The organism is Dehalobacter restrictus DSM 9455, assembly GCF_000512895.1.
Taxonomy (GTDB): domain Bacteria; phylum Bacillota; class Desulfitobacteriia; order Desulfitobacteriales; family Syntrophobotulaceae; genus Dehalobacter; species Dehalobacter restrictus.
The window spans coordinates 1,313,129-1,328,369 of sequence record NZ_CP007033.1 but is presented as its reverse complement, the minus strand read 5'-3'; the positions used below and the strand labels follow the sequence as shown (position 1 = coordinate 1,328,369).

Below are 15,241 nucleotides of genomic sequence, written 5' to 3'. Positions count from 1 at the left end.
TTGTCGCAAGCATTTCAATACGAAAGCGACAACCCTACATCCACAGATGAACAAAGCTCACAGTTAATAGATGAGGCTTCCAGCTAAAGAAATGAGTTATCATTGGAACAACTGTATTTTCAACAATCATCTGCGATTATCTGCGCTGAAATAAAACCCTCAGATCAGTCAGCGTGCCACGGCTCCGCGAAGAGCGGAGCAGGATTGCGTAGCGCGGCTTTTTGCGCCACGGAGGGCGCAATAGCCGAAGAGCGGTGCTGTGGCACGCTGACCTACCCAAATAGAATTTTTACACGGAGATCTACCCCTAAAGTAATTTGGAAACCCAGACAGCCCCTGAAGAGGTTTCCAGGCGTGAAAGCATGCCTATAATGCATACCGTTAGTCCAGCAACGCGATTAGCTGCCCCATGTACCGCAGAAACGTCTCCTCAATTCGATCCGCCGTCGCCAATACCTCCTGATGGTCGAGCTTTTGCTCCAAGATCCCGGCGGCCATGTTGGTCACACATGAAATGCCGAGCACTTTCATCCCGCCGTGATTCGCAACAATGACTTCCGGTACGGTGGACATCCCAACAAGGTCGGCCCCAATCGTTCTCAAATAACGGATTTCCGAAGGCGTCTCATAGCTCGGTCCGCTGAGAGCCGCATAGACTCCCTGCCGTGGATTCAAGCCGTGCTCCGTCATCAGGGAGAGCGCCAGCTCTCTCCATTTGCCGTCATAGGCTTCACTGAGATCCGGAAAACGCGGTCCAAGATTGCTGAGATTCGCTCCGCGCAGCGGATTGCTTCCAGTCAGATTGATATGGTCTTTGATCACGATCAGATCACCGGGACGGTAGTCCGGATGGATGCCGCCGGCGGCATTGGTCACGACCAAGCCTTTCATCCCGATCGTTTGCATCAGACGGACGGGGAAAGTCACTTCATGCATCTCATAACCTTCGTAATAATGGAAACGTCCCTGGAGAGCCATGACCTTTCTGTCCCCCAGTGTTCCGACAATCAGCTTGCCGGAATGCCCTGTAACGGTAGACACAGGAAAATGCGGGATCTCACTGTACGGAATAACGACCGCATCTTCCACAAGTTCGGCCAGCTTGCCAAGACCTGAACCCAGAATGATTCCTAGTTCAGGAATATATGGGATTTTCTTGAGCAGAAAATTTTGGGCATCATTCAGCCATGTCGTCATGACTTGTTCATTAATCATGCTGGTTCTCTCCTTTTAATTCCGTATAAAAACTGGTTCCGTTTTCAAGCCACTGTACCCCTAAATATTCGGCAATGGTCGCTCCAAGATCTGCAAAGCAGGCTCTCTGTCCAAGATTCACTCCCTGCTTCAGCTTCGGCCCGTAAACAAGCAGCGGAACGTATTCCCGGGAATGATCTGTGCTTGCTGTCGTCGGATCACAGCCATGGTCGGCCGTAATAAACAGGATATCATCCTGCCTGAGAATGCCGGTAATTTCCGGAATTCTGGCATCAAAGGCCTCAAGGGCCTCGGCATAACCCCTGACATTATTGCGGTGTCCATAAACCATATCAAAATCAACAAGGTTTGTAAAAATCAAGCCGGGGTCATCCCGCCGCAGATATTCAAGAGTCTTGCTGATTCCATCGTCATTTCCACGGGAGCTGACATGCTCACTGACTCCTTTGCCATTAAAGATATCGTTGATTTTGCCGACTGCCAACACCTTCTGCCCGGCTTCAGTAATCCTGTCCAGCAGTGTTCTGGCAGGGGGGTCAACTGCAAAATCATGCCTGTTGGTCGTTCGTTGATAATTGCCTGCTTCACCGAGAAAAGGACGCGCAATAACGCGGGCAACCCGTAATTCACCCTGCAGCATTTCCCGGGCAATTCTGCATATTTCCATCAGTTCGCTTAGCGGGATGACCCCTTCATGCGCCGCAATCTGGAATACCGAATCGGCTGAGGTATAAACAATCGGTTGTCCAGTCCTGACATGCTCTGCCCCGAGGCGCTGCATAATTTCCGTGCCGGATGCCACCTCATTGCCTAAAGTCAGCCGGCCGATTCGTTCTTCAAACCTTCTGATAAAATCATTTGGAAAGCCGGACGGAAAAGTTGGGAAGGCCTGATCCAGAATGATACCGGTCATTTCCCAATGGCCGGTGATGGTATCCTTGCCTTTTGATCTTTCAGCCATGAACCCGTAATTTGCGGCAGGATTGCTTTGGGGAGAAACAAAAGGAATTTCGCGTGCGTTGCCAAGACCCATACGCTCAAGATTCGGGATTTTCAATCCGCCTGCCTGCTTGGATATATTCGCAAGTGTATTGCTTCCTTCATCGCCATATTGGGCTGCATCCGGCATTGCTCCGATGCCAACACTATCCATTACGATCAGTATCGCCCGAACCATCTGTATTTCCTCCTTTTTTAGCCCGCGGATGAGATTTGCGGAAAACATCCAGCAGGCGTTTTTTTGTTAAATGCGTATAGATCTGAGTGGTCGATATATCGGCATGTCCAAGCATTTCTTGAACCGAACGCAAATCAGCGCCATTATCAAGCAAATGCGTTGCAAAACTATGTCTTAACAGATGCGGGTAGACACTTGATCCCAAGTTGTTTTCCGCTGCCCATTTTTTCAGAATCAGCCAGACACCCTGACGTGTCAGCGGTTTGCCGCGTGAATTGAGAAAAAGGATATTCCTGGCTTCTGCTGTTGGTTTCGGGTTGCGGGCGAGCAGCATTTGCCTTGTGGAATCAATGTATGCCTTTAAGATAAGGATACCGGGCTCACCCAAAGGTACGATTCTTTCTTTATTCCCTTTGCCGCGGCAGCGAATATATCCTAAATGATAGGAAATATCGTTCAGGCTGAGTCCAATCAGCTCTGAGACCCTGAGCCCGCTTCCATAGAGCACCTCGACAATCGCCCGGTCCCTGCTGCTGAGATCATTTTGACTATCGTTCTGGTCAATTGCCCTGGTCAGATTGATTTCCGACAAGACGTGGGGCAGCTTTTGTTCGAGTTTAGGGGCCGCCAGAAAGACCGTTGGATCGTCATTTCTTTTGTCTTCCTGAAGCAGATACCCGTAAAATCCCCTTAAGGCTGCCGTATACCTGGCCAGTGTTCTTGCAGATTTCCCCTGCTTCTTTTCATCCAGAATGAAAGTGATCAGGTCTGAGGTACTGCACTGCAAAACTGTCCTGCCATTTTCCTGAATAAAAAGCACAAATTTATAGAGGTCCCTGCTGTAATTGGAACAGGTATTTACGGAAAGCCCTCTTTCAACACGCAGATGGTACAGATAATCTTCTAACAGATCATCCCTTAATTTGCTATCTTTAGACATAAATATCCTCCCCGCAGTTCATTTCTACGCAAGGAGGAATTATCCTTTTCTTTAGGGATTATCGTTCATATTTAATTTAAAAAATAAGACTCGTACCCTGTCTATAAACCAAAAAGGCGGGCCCCCAGTATGGTGAAATATCCCTGTATCACGCCTGTGGCTAAAGCCGCGATGGAGATCAATAAGGCCATGCCACAGTAGTGGAGAAAGTTATTCTTCAAAAAATCGCCCCGCATCCTACCCTGCAGCAGAAGAAACGAAAAAACAGTCGCTAGACCGGCTCCGAGCAGAAGACACGGAACTGCCAGAAGCGATGGAAAAAGGACCGTAAACAGAACCAAGCCCAAGCCCATCATTTTTTTCAACTGAATAATAAACACAACGGTAAAACCGAAGATAAATCCTCTCGTAAAGACGATCAGGTACACCAGCGGAGCTCCGATCACCGTCAAGCCGAGGACCCATATCCCTGCCATCATAATAAAGTTATCCCTGGCCAGCTGCTGAAGGAATGACGTGTCGATGGCGGTTGGTTGTTCTCCGAGCAGGCTGTTAAAAAAACCGGTTAGTTCTTTCGCTTTTTCTATGCCCAATGAACCGACCCCAACTGCTCCGAAAACACCTCCTGCCAGAAATACGCAGCAGAGCGTCAGATAGATAACCCAGTACTGCTTGATATGATCGTACAGCATTTTCTTCATCATTCTACCTCCCCGAAGACTTGTCCTCAAGAAAATCATATTCAGGAAGGCAGAAGACTATGTCAACTAGGACAATGTTTATAAAGCCAGAAGCAGACCAATGGCAGTTTTGGCATCAAAGAACCCGCTGCTCCCTGCCATTTGCAGGGCCTGTTCCCTCGGAACAGCTACCACATTCAGAAACTCATCCTCATCACAGTCCAGAGGGGACCAGCTCAGATGCTGTGCCCGGTAGATATGGATAATCTCATCGGTAAAACCCGGTGATGTATAAAAGGAGCCAAGATAGTTCAGTTCTCCTTCATAACCTGTTTCCTCTCTTAATTCTCTTAAGGCGCAGGTTTCCGGGTCTTCACCCGGGTCCATTTTACCGGCTGGAATTTCCAGCGTCTCTTTGTCCAGCGCATAGCGGTACTGGCGAACCATCAGGATCTTGCCTTCGTGTTCAGGCACGATGGCTACAGCACCCGGATGCCTTACAATTTCCCGAATAGACGTTTTTCCATTCGGTAGTTCAACGGTATCCTGATTGACACTGATGAACTTTCCGGAATATACGCTCTGTTCGGCAATACATTTTTCTGTCAGGCCGATTTTGTCCATGCTAACCTCCTGTATTCGTATTCCATAAAATCTGTGGATTGCACTCTTCATAATGTTTTTTGTACCGGCTTCCGGCATATTATCGTCTCCCTCCATACTAAGATAGAATAGGTTTGTTTGGTCTGGGAGGCGTAAATATGTCGACTGAATCTCATCATAACACCTATCTGCTGCTGGTAACGATAACAACCTTTATCTTTGCTGTTACCTCCATGATTACCGTCTATATTTCCCTGACAGCCTGGAAGGAAGAACGGGAATCAGTCAAACCCTACCTTACCTTTACGCAATCTCCTTCTGTGGAGATCCTCCATAAAAATGATCTGACATTCAGCTTTCATTTCACCAACGTCGGTACGCATCCGGCAGCTTCACTCCATTGCCAGGCCATCTTTGCAGACAGTGATTTAAATGCCGAACCGCTCCAGGTTGATCAGATCTCCCTCGCCAATTATGTTTCTCCTGATTCCACTGTGGATTTAGTTGTCACCGTCGATATTCAGACCCAGGGAATTGATACCGGACAGGTCAATCAGCATTATATTATTTTAAATCTGAAATATTTTGATCCGGTATTTGAAAAACAATACGAACAAATTATCTATTTACGATGGGCCGGTATCTCCAAAGGCCAGCTTCAGCCAATTTATCATGCTTCCAGGGAAGACAAGGCTCAGATCATCCAGTATCTTGGCAAAACCTAGACCGCCATTCAATCGTATATAGCTGAACAATTTAAAACACCTCAGAATTTATTCGAAATTTATTCGAAATAAAATTCTGAGGTGCTGAGTTCAGCAGGCAATTAATCAGCAATTCTCAACTTATCTGCGACCATAGCGATAAATTCGGAATTTGTCGGTTTCCCGCGGTCAACATTAATCGTATAGCCAAAAAATTTGTTCATGAAATCAATATTTCCTCTGTCCCAGGCTAGTTCAATCGCATGGCGGATTGCCCTTTCCACTCTGCTGGGAGTCGTCCCATAATTTTTGGCGATCATGGGATACAATTCTTTGGTCACAGCACCAAGCAGAGAAACATCTTTGATCACGGAGACAATAGCATCTCTCAGATACTGATAGCCCTTAACATGCGCGGGTACTCCCATCTGCTGGATCATCTTGGTAACTTCAACTTCAATCATCTTGGAATTTTTGGCGTTAACCTGGATAACACTGCTCATATTCGAAGATAACATCGCATTTGAAATATTGTTAAACGAAGGAGCGGCTTCATAAACCCCGACCAGCTGCCGTATTCTTTTCCCTAACGTTTCCAAATCAAACGGTTTCAATATGTAATAATCAGCCCCCAGCTGAACTGCCCGCTGTGTCATATTTTCCTGGCCAAAAGAAGTTAAAATGATCACTTTGGGCCTTTTGATCGTGTTTATTAGTTTTTCCATAACGCCTAATCCGTCAAGATGAGGCATAATTATATCCAGGACCACGACATCAGGTTCCTCTTTTTTGATCATATCCAGTGCGTCGTTTCCGTTATAAGCTACACCCAAAAGCACCATGTCCTTTTGATTGCTTATATATTCCTTTAATACTTCAATAAAATCGCGGTTATCGTCAGCCAACAAAACTTTTATCGTTTTCGTTTCCATCGAACTATCCTCCAGTTTCCAAAGATACGCCGAAAAAACATATAAATCCAATTCTGTTACTCTTCGACAAGAATTTACCAATTCCTTCTGATCTATTGGAAAAATATATATATTCAGTATCAAGTACCATTTTTTATAATAAGAAAATATAAGCATGCATGTACTGAAGAAACCGCCCTCGCGGGCGGCTGCAGCTTTACTTATTATACCTGATTCGTCTATCATCTTCTCAATAAATATTCCGTATCCCCGGGTAGAATCATTGACAAATACATGCGTAACGGCGCCAACAATTTTGCCATTTTGAATAATCGGGCTGCCGCTCATACCTTGGACGATCCCTCCGGTTTTTTCCAGTAATTCCGGATCGGTGATCCGGATAATCATGTTTTTGTTGTCAGTCCGGTACTGCATAATTTTTTCTATTTTAATGTCAAATTCTTCGATGGTATTGTCTTTTAAAACCGTATAGATTTTGGCCGGCCCAACCTCAACCTCGGATTTCCAGGCTATAGGCACAATGGTACTGAAATACGGATTCCGGACTTCACCTTCATAAATACCAAATATCCCGCTGCCTGAATTCTTAGCAATTTTACCGGTGAAATTTGACTGAAGCATAAACGTACCAATTTTTTCTCCGGGGTCTCCTCTTTGACCTTTTTCAATGGAGTAGATTGTGGATTCGACGATTTTGCCGTCACTTAATTCAATTTGGTTATTGGTATCAATATCCGTGATGACGTGTCCCAAAGCCCCGAATATTTTCGTATTGGGTTCAATAAATGTCAGAGTTCCCACTCCTGCAGCCTCGTCCCTGATAAACAGCCCTACCCGATATCGTTGGGTTTCTGAGCAGAATACCGGCTGAATCTTTTTCTCCAGAATTTTTTCTTTGTGTTTGATCTCAAGCACAATGGTTTTGTTTTCTTTGCATTTTTTATCGATTTCCTGTGCTACCTGAAAATCATTCGTTGCTGTGATGCCATTAATTTTTAAAATGATGTCCCCGACTTCTATTCCAGAATCCTTTGCAGGATAAGACTGTTTGCCTTCCTTGTTCGTGATCGGAGCATATCCTACGACCAAGACTCCTTTGGTCTGCAAGGTCACTCCAATGGATTGTCCGCCTGGAACAACGGATGGCCGTGCTTTATTGACTTCCTTGCCTGCTGAAAAAAAATCGAGATAATTAATTACCGGGTAAAAACGACTGGTTTCTGTTTTCTGATAGAATCCTGCAATTTGTTGAATACTAAGGGTAAAAACGAGGAGAATTCCTATTCGGAAAATAATACGGGTTAGTTTTTTATGCAAACCGTTTTTTCCCTTCAGTTTTTCACCCTCCTCACGTATTTTTTTCTCTGCAGAGATACAATAAAATTTTTTATTGCAGTATTAGATTTCCCTTATAAAAAGGTTTCATCCTGTGAAATGTTTTCTAGGATTTCTTAAATTTATGGCGAAATAAACAAATGACAAAAGCTAGCACTCTTGTCATTTGTTGGGTTATAATAGGCTTTACAATGCTTATAAAAGGAAACAAACATGAAAAAAATATTTGTAAATTATTTCTTTACAGCCCTGGTCATTGCAGTGACCGTCTGGATATTGATTTCCAGTTCAAAATTTAGTATTATACCTCACCTGATCGCCATAACTGATGGAGGACTGTTATTCCTGGCATTTGTCTGCATGGTCCTTTTTTGGTTTTTTGATGCGTTAATTATTAAAGTGATTGTTGAGATCTCTGATCAAGGTATCCGTTTTTGGCAGTATATGAAAATAGCGCTGATCGGACAGTATTATAGTTCCATTACTCCTTTTTCTGGAGGAGGACAGCCTGTCGCGCAGGTCTATACGATGAAAAATGACTATAAAATCCCGCTGGGGCTGGCTTCATCCGTCACGATCAATAAATTTACGATCTATCATATTATTGTGACTGCCTTCGCCTTGGTTATGGCTATTTTTAAGTATGATTTTATCTTTGAGCAGGGTGCTGTCAGCAAAACCTTCATTGCTATAGGTTTTATGATCAATATCATATCGACGCTGGCTCTGCTTTTGCTCTGTTACAACAGTTTGATTGTGAAAAAGGTCTTCCTTCTGATCTTAAGACTGCTTCATAAAATCAAACTGGCCAAGAATATGAACGATCAAATCTTTTCCAGACATATTGAGGAATACAGAAGTTCTCTGCGCTTGTTCCTGAGAGACCGCAAAGCTCTGCTTCTAACCTGTCTCTATACGTTGATTCAAGTCATCGTGTACTTTTGCGTAACCTATTTTGTCTATCTGTCATTTGGTTTAAGAGACGCGTCCCTGTTTGATATTCTTGCTGTGCAGTCTTTGCATTACATGGCGATTAATTACATTCCGACGCCTGGAAATGCCGGAGCATCCGAGGGAGGATTTTACCTGATATTCGGGCTGGTTTTCCCTTCCAGTGTTATGATCTATGCGATCATGCTCTGGAGATTCATCATCTATTATTTAAACTTGTTCGTAGGCGGGATTGTCGTACTGATCGATTACCTTTATAAACAAAACTTAAGGAAGTCGTAAAGGAAGCCCGTATTTAAAAAGTACCCTGTTATCGCTTTTGTATGCGAAATAACAGGGCACTTTTTTTATTACATTTTTAACTATTTTTGGCCTGCTGCCATAATTCCTCCGCAAGGCTTAGCGCGACTCTTTCACCGCCAAGCATTCGGGCCATTTCCTGGACCCTTTCACTTTCGCCAAGCCGATTGACTTTGGTCTGTGTCCGGTCTTCCACAACGACTTTATCAATGCCAAAATGGCTGTCGGCAAATGCCGCGATAGGGGCCGAGTGGGTAATGCAGAGCACTTGTCTGTTCTCAGATATTTTTTCAAGCTTTTCAGCGACCTTCATGATCGTTCTGCCGCCGACTCCGCTGTCCACTTCATCGAAAACAAACGTATCCACAGTTTCCACTTTCGATAATAAGCTTTTGAAAGCCAGCATGATCCTGGCCATTTCTCCGCCTGAAGCCACTTTGGCCAAAGGCTTGGGAGGTTCTCCGACATTCGCGGAAAAATAAAATTCGATCTGTTCCGCACCTTCGGGCGACGGTTCGGTGACTGGTGAGAATATGATTTCAATCCTGGCCTCGTTTAGTCCCAAATCGAGCAATTCGTCTGCCAGGCCCTTTTCAATTCGTTCAGCCTGGATCCCGCGGTTCAGGCTAAGTTCCTCCGCCAGATTATTATACGTTGTCAGCGCTTCTTTCTTTTCGCGCCGGATATTTTCCTTTTCATCCTGAAGATGGGTAATTTCTTCAAGTTCTTCTTCCATTTCAACCCGTCTTTCCAAAACAGCTTCAATCGTATACGCGTATTTTCTGAGCTTCCCGAGATCAATCAGGCGGGTTTCAATTCCGTCAAGCCTTCCCGGTTCAAAATCCAGCTTGTCTTTATACGACCGCAGTTTGGTCACATAATCTTCGAGACTAAAATAGATTTCTTCAAGGTTCTTATGCAGCTCCTCAATCTCAGGATCAAGCGCCGAGAGTTCCCCCATTTTTTCCGTGGCTGACCCAATCATATCAAAAGCAGAATCAGAGGCTTCTTTGGTTCCGGCATATAGTTCATCATAGGCTTCATTGACAAGACTGACGATCTTCTCGGCATTCAGCAGAAACTTTTTCTCCTGTTCCAGAGATTCCTCTTCCCCGGAAACCGGTGCAATCCGGTCAATCTCCTCAATCTGGTAACGCAGTATTTCTTCCCTTTTCTCCCTGTCCCGCTCCGAACGCAGGAGTTCTCTTTCTCTGGACATGGTGTTCCGGTAATTGACAGCCGCGTCCCTGACTTGTTTCAGCAGTTTTAAATGCTCCTCGCCGCCGAAACTGTCTAAGAGCTCCCTTTGGGTTTCGGCCTGCAGCAGTGACTGGTGCTCCATCTGATCGTGAATGTCTACGAGTCCTTCACAGAATGTCCGGTACAGGGATAACGGGACGGTTCTGCCCTGAACACGGCAGACATTCCGGCCGGAATCATTGATTTCCCGATACAGAAATAGCAGATCATCTTCGAGCGGATATCCTTCGTCCTGCAACATTTCAGTCAATTTCAGCGGCAGATTGGAAAAAATCCCTTCCACACACGCTTTGTCCTTGCCATGCCGCAGAAATTCATTGCTGGCTCTTCCGCCCAGAAGCAAACCCAGCGCATCGACCAGCATGGATTTTCCGGCTCCTGTCTCCCCAGTAAAAACAGACAAGCCTTTATCAAAAACCAAATGGACATCTTCCATCAGTGCAAAATCTTTGATGCGAAGTTCTACGAGCATAGGTCTCCTCCTCTTTGCCATACGCAGTCAATCCATGATTTTAAGGCATGGTTCAGCTCAGTTCGGTTAGTCTTTCCAGAATGATTTCTATTTGTTCTTTAGGTTTGATCAGAAGAAAGATGGTATCATCACCGGCTACAGTGCCGATCACTTCTTTCCAGCCAATATTGTCAAGCAGCAACGCCATCGCCTGCGCATTTCCCGGTATGGTCTTGATCACAATGATGTTTTCGCTGCTGTCGAACGAGATCACGACTTCCTTGAACATTCGTTTCAATCTTTCCTGATACCCGGGAGGATGCGCTTCAGCCTGAATGGCATAGCGGTATTCATCGTCCGAGCCGGATATCTTGATCAGACCCATCTCCTTGATATCCCGCGAAACAGTGGCCTGTGTGACATGAAAGCCCTCTTCGAGCAGCCTTTGCGCTAATTCTTCCTGCGTTTTAACCGGTTCATTGGTAATCAGTTCCTGGATTTTTTTCTGACGGCGGCTTTTCATGAATGATCACCTCTGTTCTTCTGAATTGTTAGCCAATATGGAGATGTCTCACCTTGATTTAGATACATTCCCTGCAGGACATGAAAATCCTTCTTGGACAGTTCTGCTGCATAGGCATTCAGTGTATTTGCTTCTTCCAAGCTGCGGCTGTGTCCGCGATAGACGGTCAACATGATGGCCCCTTTGGCAACCAGCAGCTTCAATGTATCATTTACCGCCCGAAGCGTTGTCTCCGGCCCGGTAATGATTGTCTGACTGCTCCCGGGCAAATATCCGAGATTAAAAACGGCAGCTCTGATTCCTTGCGGAACAAGGCGCCCAATCTCTGTGTGACTCTCCTGGAATAAGGCTACCCTGTCGAGCATCTTATGCGCTGCGAGCAGTTCCCGGGTTGATTGGATAGCTTCTTCCTGAATATCAAACGCAAACACCCGGCCTTCAGGACCCACGCATTCCGCCAGAAAAAGGGTGTCCTTGCCGCGTCCTGCCGTAGCATCAATCACCTGATCTCCCGGCTGGATAAGGTGCTGCAGATACATTTTTAACATTGTCTGCGTATTTTCGATTCCCTTCGGATTAAAGACACCGTTCATCTCATGATTCATGCCAGCGGTCCCGGAGTTTCTCCCGGACAACCTTCGGGAAGCTCCTTCCTCCAAGCCGGATAAATCTTGCTTTGATCGGAGCCGTCTCAATCCGGACCGCATCTCCGGAATTCATGGTCGTCAGATACTTCCCGTCGACGGTCACCCGGCATTTATTGCCTCTGGTCAGACTGATATCTATTTTTTCCTTGTTTGATATGACCATTGGCCGGGACGAAAGCGCATGAGCAGCCAGCGGCGTGATCAGCATGGCCTGAACATCCGGACTCACAACAGGTCCGCCGGCTGAAAGTGAATAGGCGGTCGAACCTGTCGGGGTTGCAATAATCAAGCCGTCCGAAGGCGGACTCGCAATCGGTTCACCGGAAAGCTTGACCTGAAGCGTTATCAGCGTCTCTTCACTGTCCCGGATAAAAACGACATCATTCAGAACCATATCCTGCTGTTTCTGACCGTCTTTGAAATATGAAGTAATCATCATGAGTCTCTCATCGACCGTATATTCATTGCGCAGCACCTTTTTTAAGGCAGAATAGATTTCGCCGCGCTCAACCTCGCATAAAAAACCAAGCCGGCCGTAATTCACGCCGAGAACCGGGATGTTGAACCGGGCGGCTTCTCTGGCAGCTTTCAAGACTGTGCCGTCTCCGCCAAGGGAAAGTACAAAATCAACATCTTCCGTAATCTCCTGGTCCCATTCCGGTACAGTTTCCCATCCCTGACTGTTGAACCAATTAATCAGCTGAGGGGTGATGCTCTCTTTCGTAATTTTAGAATGGTTAATCCATATCCCTACCTTATTTCGCATCCGTTCACTCCGTTCCTGCCTGAGCCTTCAGAACAAGCTCATTCAGACAAGGATTCCAGTCGAATACCGCTGCCTCTTGCTCATTTCCCTTGCGGAGCCAGGCTAAAAATTCTATATTTCCTTCGGGACCGCGAATTGGCGAAAAATCTAGTCCCTTGACCAGAAATCCTTGTTTTTGAGCTTCAGACAGGACGTTTTGCAGAACCCCCCGGTGGACTTGCGGGTCTCTGACAACACCGTTTTTGCCGACATTCTCTGGACCGGCCTCAAATTGCGGTTTGATGAGGACCAGCCCCTGTCCGCTTTCTTTCAGAATCGCTGTCATCGAGGGAAAAATCTTGGTCAGGGAAATAAATGAAACATCACATACGATCCAGTCTACTTTTTCCGGGAGACTGTCAGCAGTCAGGTAACGTGCATTGGTTCTTTCCAGGCAGACCACTCTTTCGTCACTGCGCAGCCTCCATGCCAGCTGACCGTAGCCGACATCGACCGCATAGACCCTGGAAGCCCCATTCTGCAGTGCACAATCTGTAAATCCACCGGTAGACGCCCCAATATCGGCAATGACCTTATCCTTCAGATCCAGCTGAAATACGTCCATCGCCTTGGCCAGTTTCAGACCTCCGCGCGAAACGTAAGGATGGATCTCTCCCTTGACAATCAGGCCCGTATCTTCTTCCAGCATGATGCCTGGTTTGTCAAGACGAAGATTGTCCTTATAGACTTTTCCGGCCATAATTAAAGCTTTAGCTTTTTCTCTGCTTTCAACCAATCCTTTTTGGACCAGAAGAAGATCGAGTCTGGATTTATTTTTGGCCACGATATGCCCATCCTTGCTCTATATCTATTTAAAATCATTAATAAATCGTTAATAAATCATTAACATCTATTCTTCATCAGTTCTCTGGAAACACTGACAATATGCTCAATTGTAAGGCCGCAGTCTTGATGGAGAAGCGGAATTGCCCCGTGTTCAACATAATCATCATATCCTATCCGTTCGACTGCTGTACCTTGAATTCCTTCTTCTTCGAGAACTTCCAGTACCGCGCTGCCCATCCCTCCGGCGAGGATATGGTCCTCAACCGTAACCAGCCTCCCTGTTTTTTGGACCTCAGCAGTCACCATTTCCCGATCGATCGGATTGATAAAACGCAAATTAATCACACCGGCCTGAATACCTTCAGACTCCAGCTGCTTAGCAGCCTCCATACAAAAATTGACAACCGGCCCAAAACCGATCAGGGTAATATCCTGGCCCTCTCGCAGCAGTTCCGCTTTGCCTTTCGGCAATGTTTCGAATTCCTTATCAATCTTCACACCGACACCGGCCGACCTCGGGTACCGGACAGCTACCGGGTTGTCCAAGGTGAGCGCTGTATGAATCATATGTTTAAGTTCATTTTCATCTTTCGGTGCCATCAAGGTGAGGTTCGGGATCGTTCTGAAAAAAGAGATATCGAATATACCATGATGCGTCTTCCCGTCCTCGCCGACGACGCCGGCCCTGTCGACCGCAAACACGACCTTGGCGTTTTGCAGGCAGACATCATGCAGGACCTGGTCATACGCTCTCTGATAGAACGTGGAATACATGGAAACAACCGGTTTCAGTCCCTCCAGCGCGAGTGCCGCAGCAAAAGTTACCGCGTGCGGTTCGGCAATTCCGACATCAAAAAATCTTTCGGGGTAATTTTGGCCGAAATTGTTCAGACCTGTCCCCGATCCCATGGCTGCCGTAACTGCAACGATCCTGTTATCCTCTTCCGCCAATTCACAAATGGTCCGTCCAAAGACTTCCGTATAAGTCGGCGGCGCATTCTTTTTAACCATTTCACCCGTTTCTTTGGAAAATGGCCCTACCCCATGGAAGATATCCGGGCTTTGCTTGGCCGGCTCATACCCATTGCCCTTACAGGTCTTAATGTGAACCAGAACCGGACCTTTTTTTTGTTTGGCCTGATGGAGAACCTTTTCCAGTGCCGCAATATCATGTCCATTAATTGGCCCGAGATAGGTCAGACCCAGCTCCTCGAACAACAGACCGGGTACCAAGAAATATTTAATGCCGTCTTTAGCCCTTCCGGCTGCTTTGGCCATGGAGGAACCAATACACGGGATATTTCTTATGAACTTTTGGACATCTTTCTTCCTTCTGTCGTAAGATGGATCTGTCCTGATCTTGTTCAGATACGAGGACATTGCGCCGACATTCTGGGAGATAAACATTTCGTTGTCATTTAAAACAATAATTAAATTGCTGTCGCTGTTACCGGCATGATTCATCGCTTCATAGGCCATCCCGCCGCTCATTGCCCCATCACCAATCACAGCAACAACATGATAATTTTCCTTCTTAATGTCCCTGGCTTTGGCGAAGCCCAGTGCAGCTGAGATGGAAGTGCTGGCATGTCCGGTATCAAAACAGTCGTATTCGCTTTCCTCTCTCTTCGGAAAACCTGCCAAACCGTGAAATTGCCGGATCGTCTTAAAAGCGTCCTTCCTTCCGGTTAGAATCTTATGAACATAGGCCTGATGACCAACATCCCAGATAATCTTGTCGGTTGGGGTGTCAAATACTCTATGCAGCGCCAGGGTCAGTTCCACAACGCCGAGGTTTGATGCCAGATGACCGCCATTCACAGAAATAATATCTATCATCTCCTGACGGAGTTCTTCGGCCAGAACTGTCAGGTCACTTTCGTTTAAGCTTTTCAGGTCGGTCGGAGAATCAATTTTGTCCAGAAGCCGCAA

14 protein-coding genes and 1 pseudogene are annotated in these 15,241 nt (G+C 46.2%); 2 read left to right on the top strand and 13 right to left on the bottom strand.

Features of this window, described 5'->3' with window-relative positions; all coding sequences use genetic code 11:
- Positions 1 to 381: 381 nt before the first annotated feature.
- From DEHRE_RS06435 to DEHRE_RS06415, 5 genes are all read right to left on the bottom strand, one after another.
- A complete protein-coding gene (locus DEHRE_RS06435; protein ID WP_025205493.1) occupies positions 382 to 1,215 on the bottom strand; it encodes a purine-nucleoside phosphorylase in 834 nt (277 codons plus the stop codon).
- Positions 1,208 to 2,392, bottom strand: coding sequence for a phosphopentomutase (locus DEHRE_RS06430; RefSeq protein WP_019225569.1), 1,185 nt, complete (start codon positions 2,390 to 2,392; stop codon positions 1,208 to 1,210). Before DEHRE_RS06430 ends, DEHRE_RS06435 begins: the two co-directional genes overlap by 8 nt.
- Entirely contained in the window at positions 2,361 to 3,332 is a 972-nt protein-coding gene (xerD, locus tag DEHRE_RS06425; protein ID WP_019225570.1) for a site-specific tyrosine recombinase XerD, read from the bottom strand. The genes DEHRE_RS06430 and xerD overlap by 32 nt, the downstream gene beginning before the upstream one ends.
- A gap of 101 nt (positions 3,333 to 3,433) precedes the next feature.
- Positions 3,434 to 4,033, bottom strand: coding sequence for a stage II sporulation protein M (spoIIM, locus tag DEHRE_RS06420; RefSeq protein WP_019225571.1), 600 nt, complete (start codon positions 4,031 to 4,033; stop codon positions 3,434 to 3,436).
- A 78-nt stretch (positions 4,034 to 4,111) separates the two neighbouring features.
- Positions 4,112 to 4,636: an NUDIX hydrolase gene (locus DEHRE_RS06415; protein ID WP_025205492.1), complete on the bottom strand. Its 525-nt coding sequence runs from the start codon at positions 4,634 to 4,636 to the stop codon at positions 4,112 to 4,114.
- A gap of 137 nt (positions 4,637 to 4,773) precedes the next feature.
- On the opposite strand from DEHRE_RS06415, the gene DEHRE_RS06410 reads away from it, so the two are divergent.
- The gene (locus DEHRE_RS06410) at positions 4,774 to 5,340 is read left to right on the top strand and encodes a hypothetical protein (RefSeq protein ID WP_019225573.1); all 567 of its coding nucleotides are present in this window, start codon (positions 4,774 to 4,776) and stop codon (positions 5,338 to 5,340) included.
- 101 nt (positions 5,341 to 5,441) lie between these two features.
- Here the strand turns inward: DEHRE_RS06410 and spo0A are convergent, their stop codons facing one another.
- Positions 5,442 to 6,251: a sporulation transcription factor Spo0A gene (gene spo0A, locus DEHRE_RS06405; protein ID WP_034362028.1), complete on the bottom strand. Its 810-nt coding sequence runs from the start codon at positions 6,249 to 6,251 to the stop codon at positions 5,442 to 5,444.
- A 264-nt stretch (positions 6,252 to 6,515) separates the two neighbouring features.
- Positions 6,516 to 7,364 (bottom strand): annotated as a pseudogene (spoIVB, locus tag DEHRE_RS06400) (SpoIVB peptidase); the annotation flags it as partial.
- A 435-nt stretch (positions 7,365 to 7,799) separates the two neighbouring features.
- Here spoIVB and DEHRE_RS06395 point away from each other — a divergent pair.
- The gene (locus tag DEHRE_RS06395; protein ID WP_019225574.1) at positions 7,800 to 8,819 is read left to right on the top strand and encodes a lysylphosphatidylglycerol synthase transmembrane domain-containing protein; all 1,020 of its coding nucleotides are present in this window, start codon (positions 7,800 to 7,802) and stop codon (positions 8,817 to 8,819) included.
- Positions 8,820 to 8,895: 76 nt separating this feature from the next.
- Here DEHRE_RS06395 and recN read toward each other — a convergent pair whose 3' ends face one another.
- The 6 genes from recN to dxs are packed head-to-tail and all read right to left on the bottom strand — an operon-like array spanning position 8,896 to position 15,241.
- Positions 8,896 to 10,569, bottom strand: a complete 1,674-nt coding sequence (gene recN / locus DEHRE_RS06390; RefSeq protein ID WP_025205490.1) for a DNA repair protein RecN — start codon at positions 10,567 to 10,569, stop codon at positions 8,896 to 8,898.
- 52 nt (positions 10,570 to 10,621) lie between these two features.
- Positions 10,622 to 11,071, bottom strand: a complete 450-nt coding sequence (gene argR / locus DEHRE_RS06385; RefSeq protein ID WP_019225576.1) for an arginine repressor — start codon at positions 11,069 to 11,071, stop codon at positions 10,622 to 10,624.
- Positions 11,068 to 11,676, bottom strand: coding sequence for a tRNA 5-(aminomethyl)-2-thiouridylate-methyltransferase MnmM (gene mnmM / locus DEHRE_RS06380; protein ID WP_176714392.1), 609 nt, complete (start codon positions 11,674 to 11,676; stop codon positions 11,068 to 11,070). Before mnmM ends, argR begins: the two co-directional genes overlap by 4 nt.
- Positions 11,666 to 12,484, bottom strand: coding sequence for an NAD(+)/NADH kinase (locus DEHRE_RS06375; protein ID WP_019225578.1), 819 nt, complete (start codon positions 12,482 to 12,484; stop codon positions 11,666 to 11,668). The genes mnmM and DEHRE_RS06375 overlap by 11 nt, the downstream gene beginning before the upstream one ends.
- A gap of 4 nt (positions 12,485 to 12,488) precedes the next feature.
- Positions 12,489 to 13,307 (bottom strand): TlyA family RNA methyltransferase, encoded by an 819-nt coding sequence (locus tag DEHRE_RS06370; protein ID WP_025205487.1) that lies wholly within the window; start codon positions 13,305 to 13,307, stop codon positions 12,489 to 12,491.
- A 59-nt stretch (positions 13,308 to 13,366) separates the two neighbouring features.
- A complete protein-coding gene (gene dxs, locus DEHRE_RS06365; protein WP_019225580.1) occupies positions 13,367 to 15,241 on the bottom strand; it encodes a 1-deoxy-D-xylulose-5-phosphate synthase in 1,875 nt (624 codons plus the stop codon).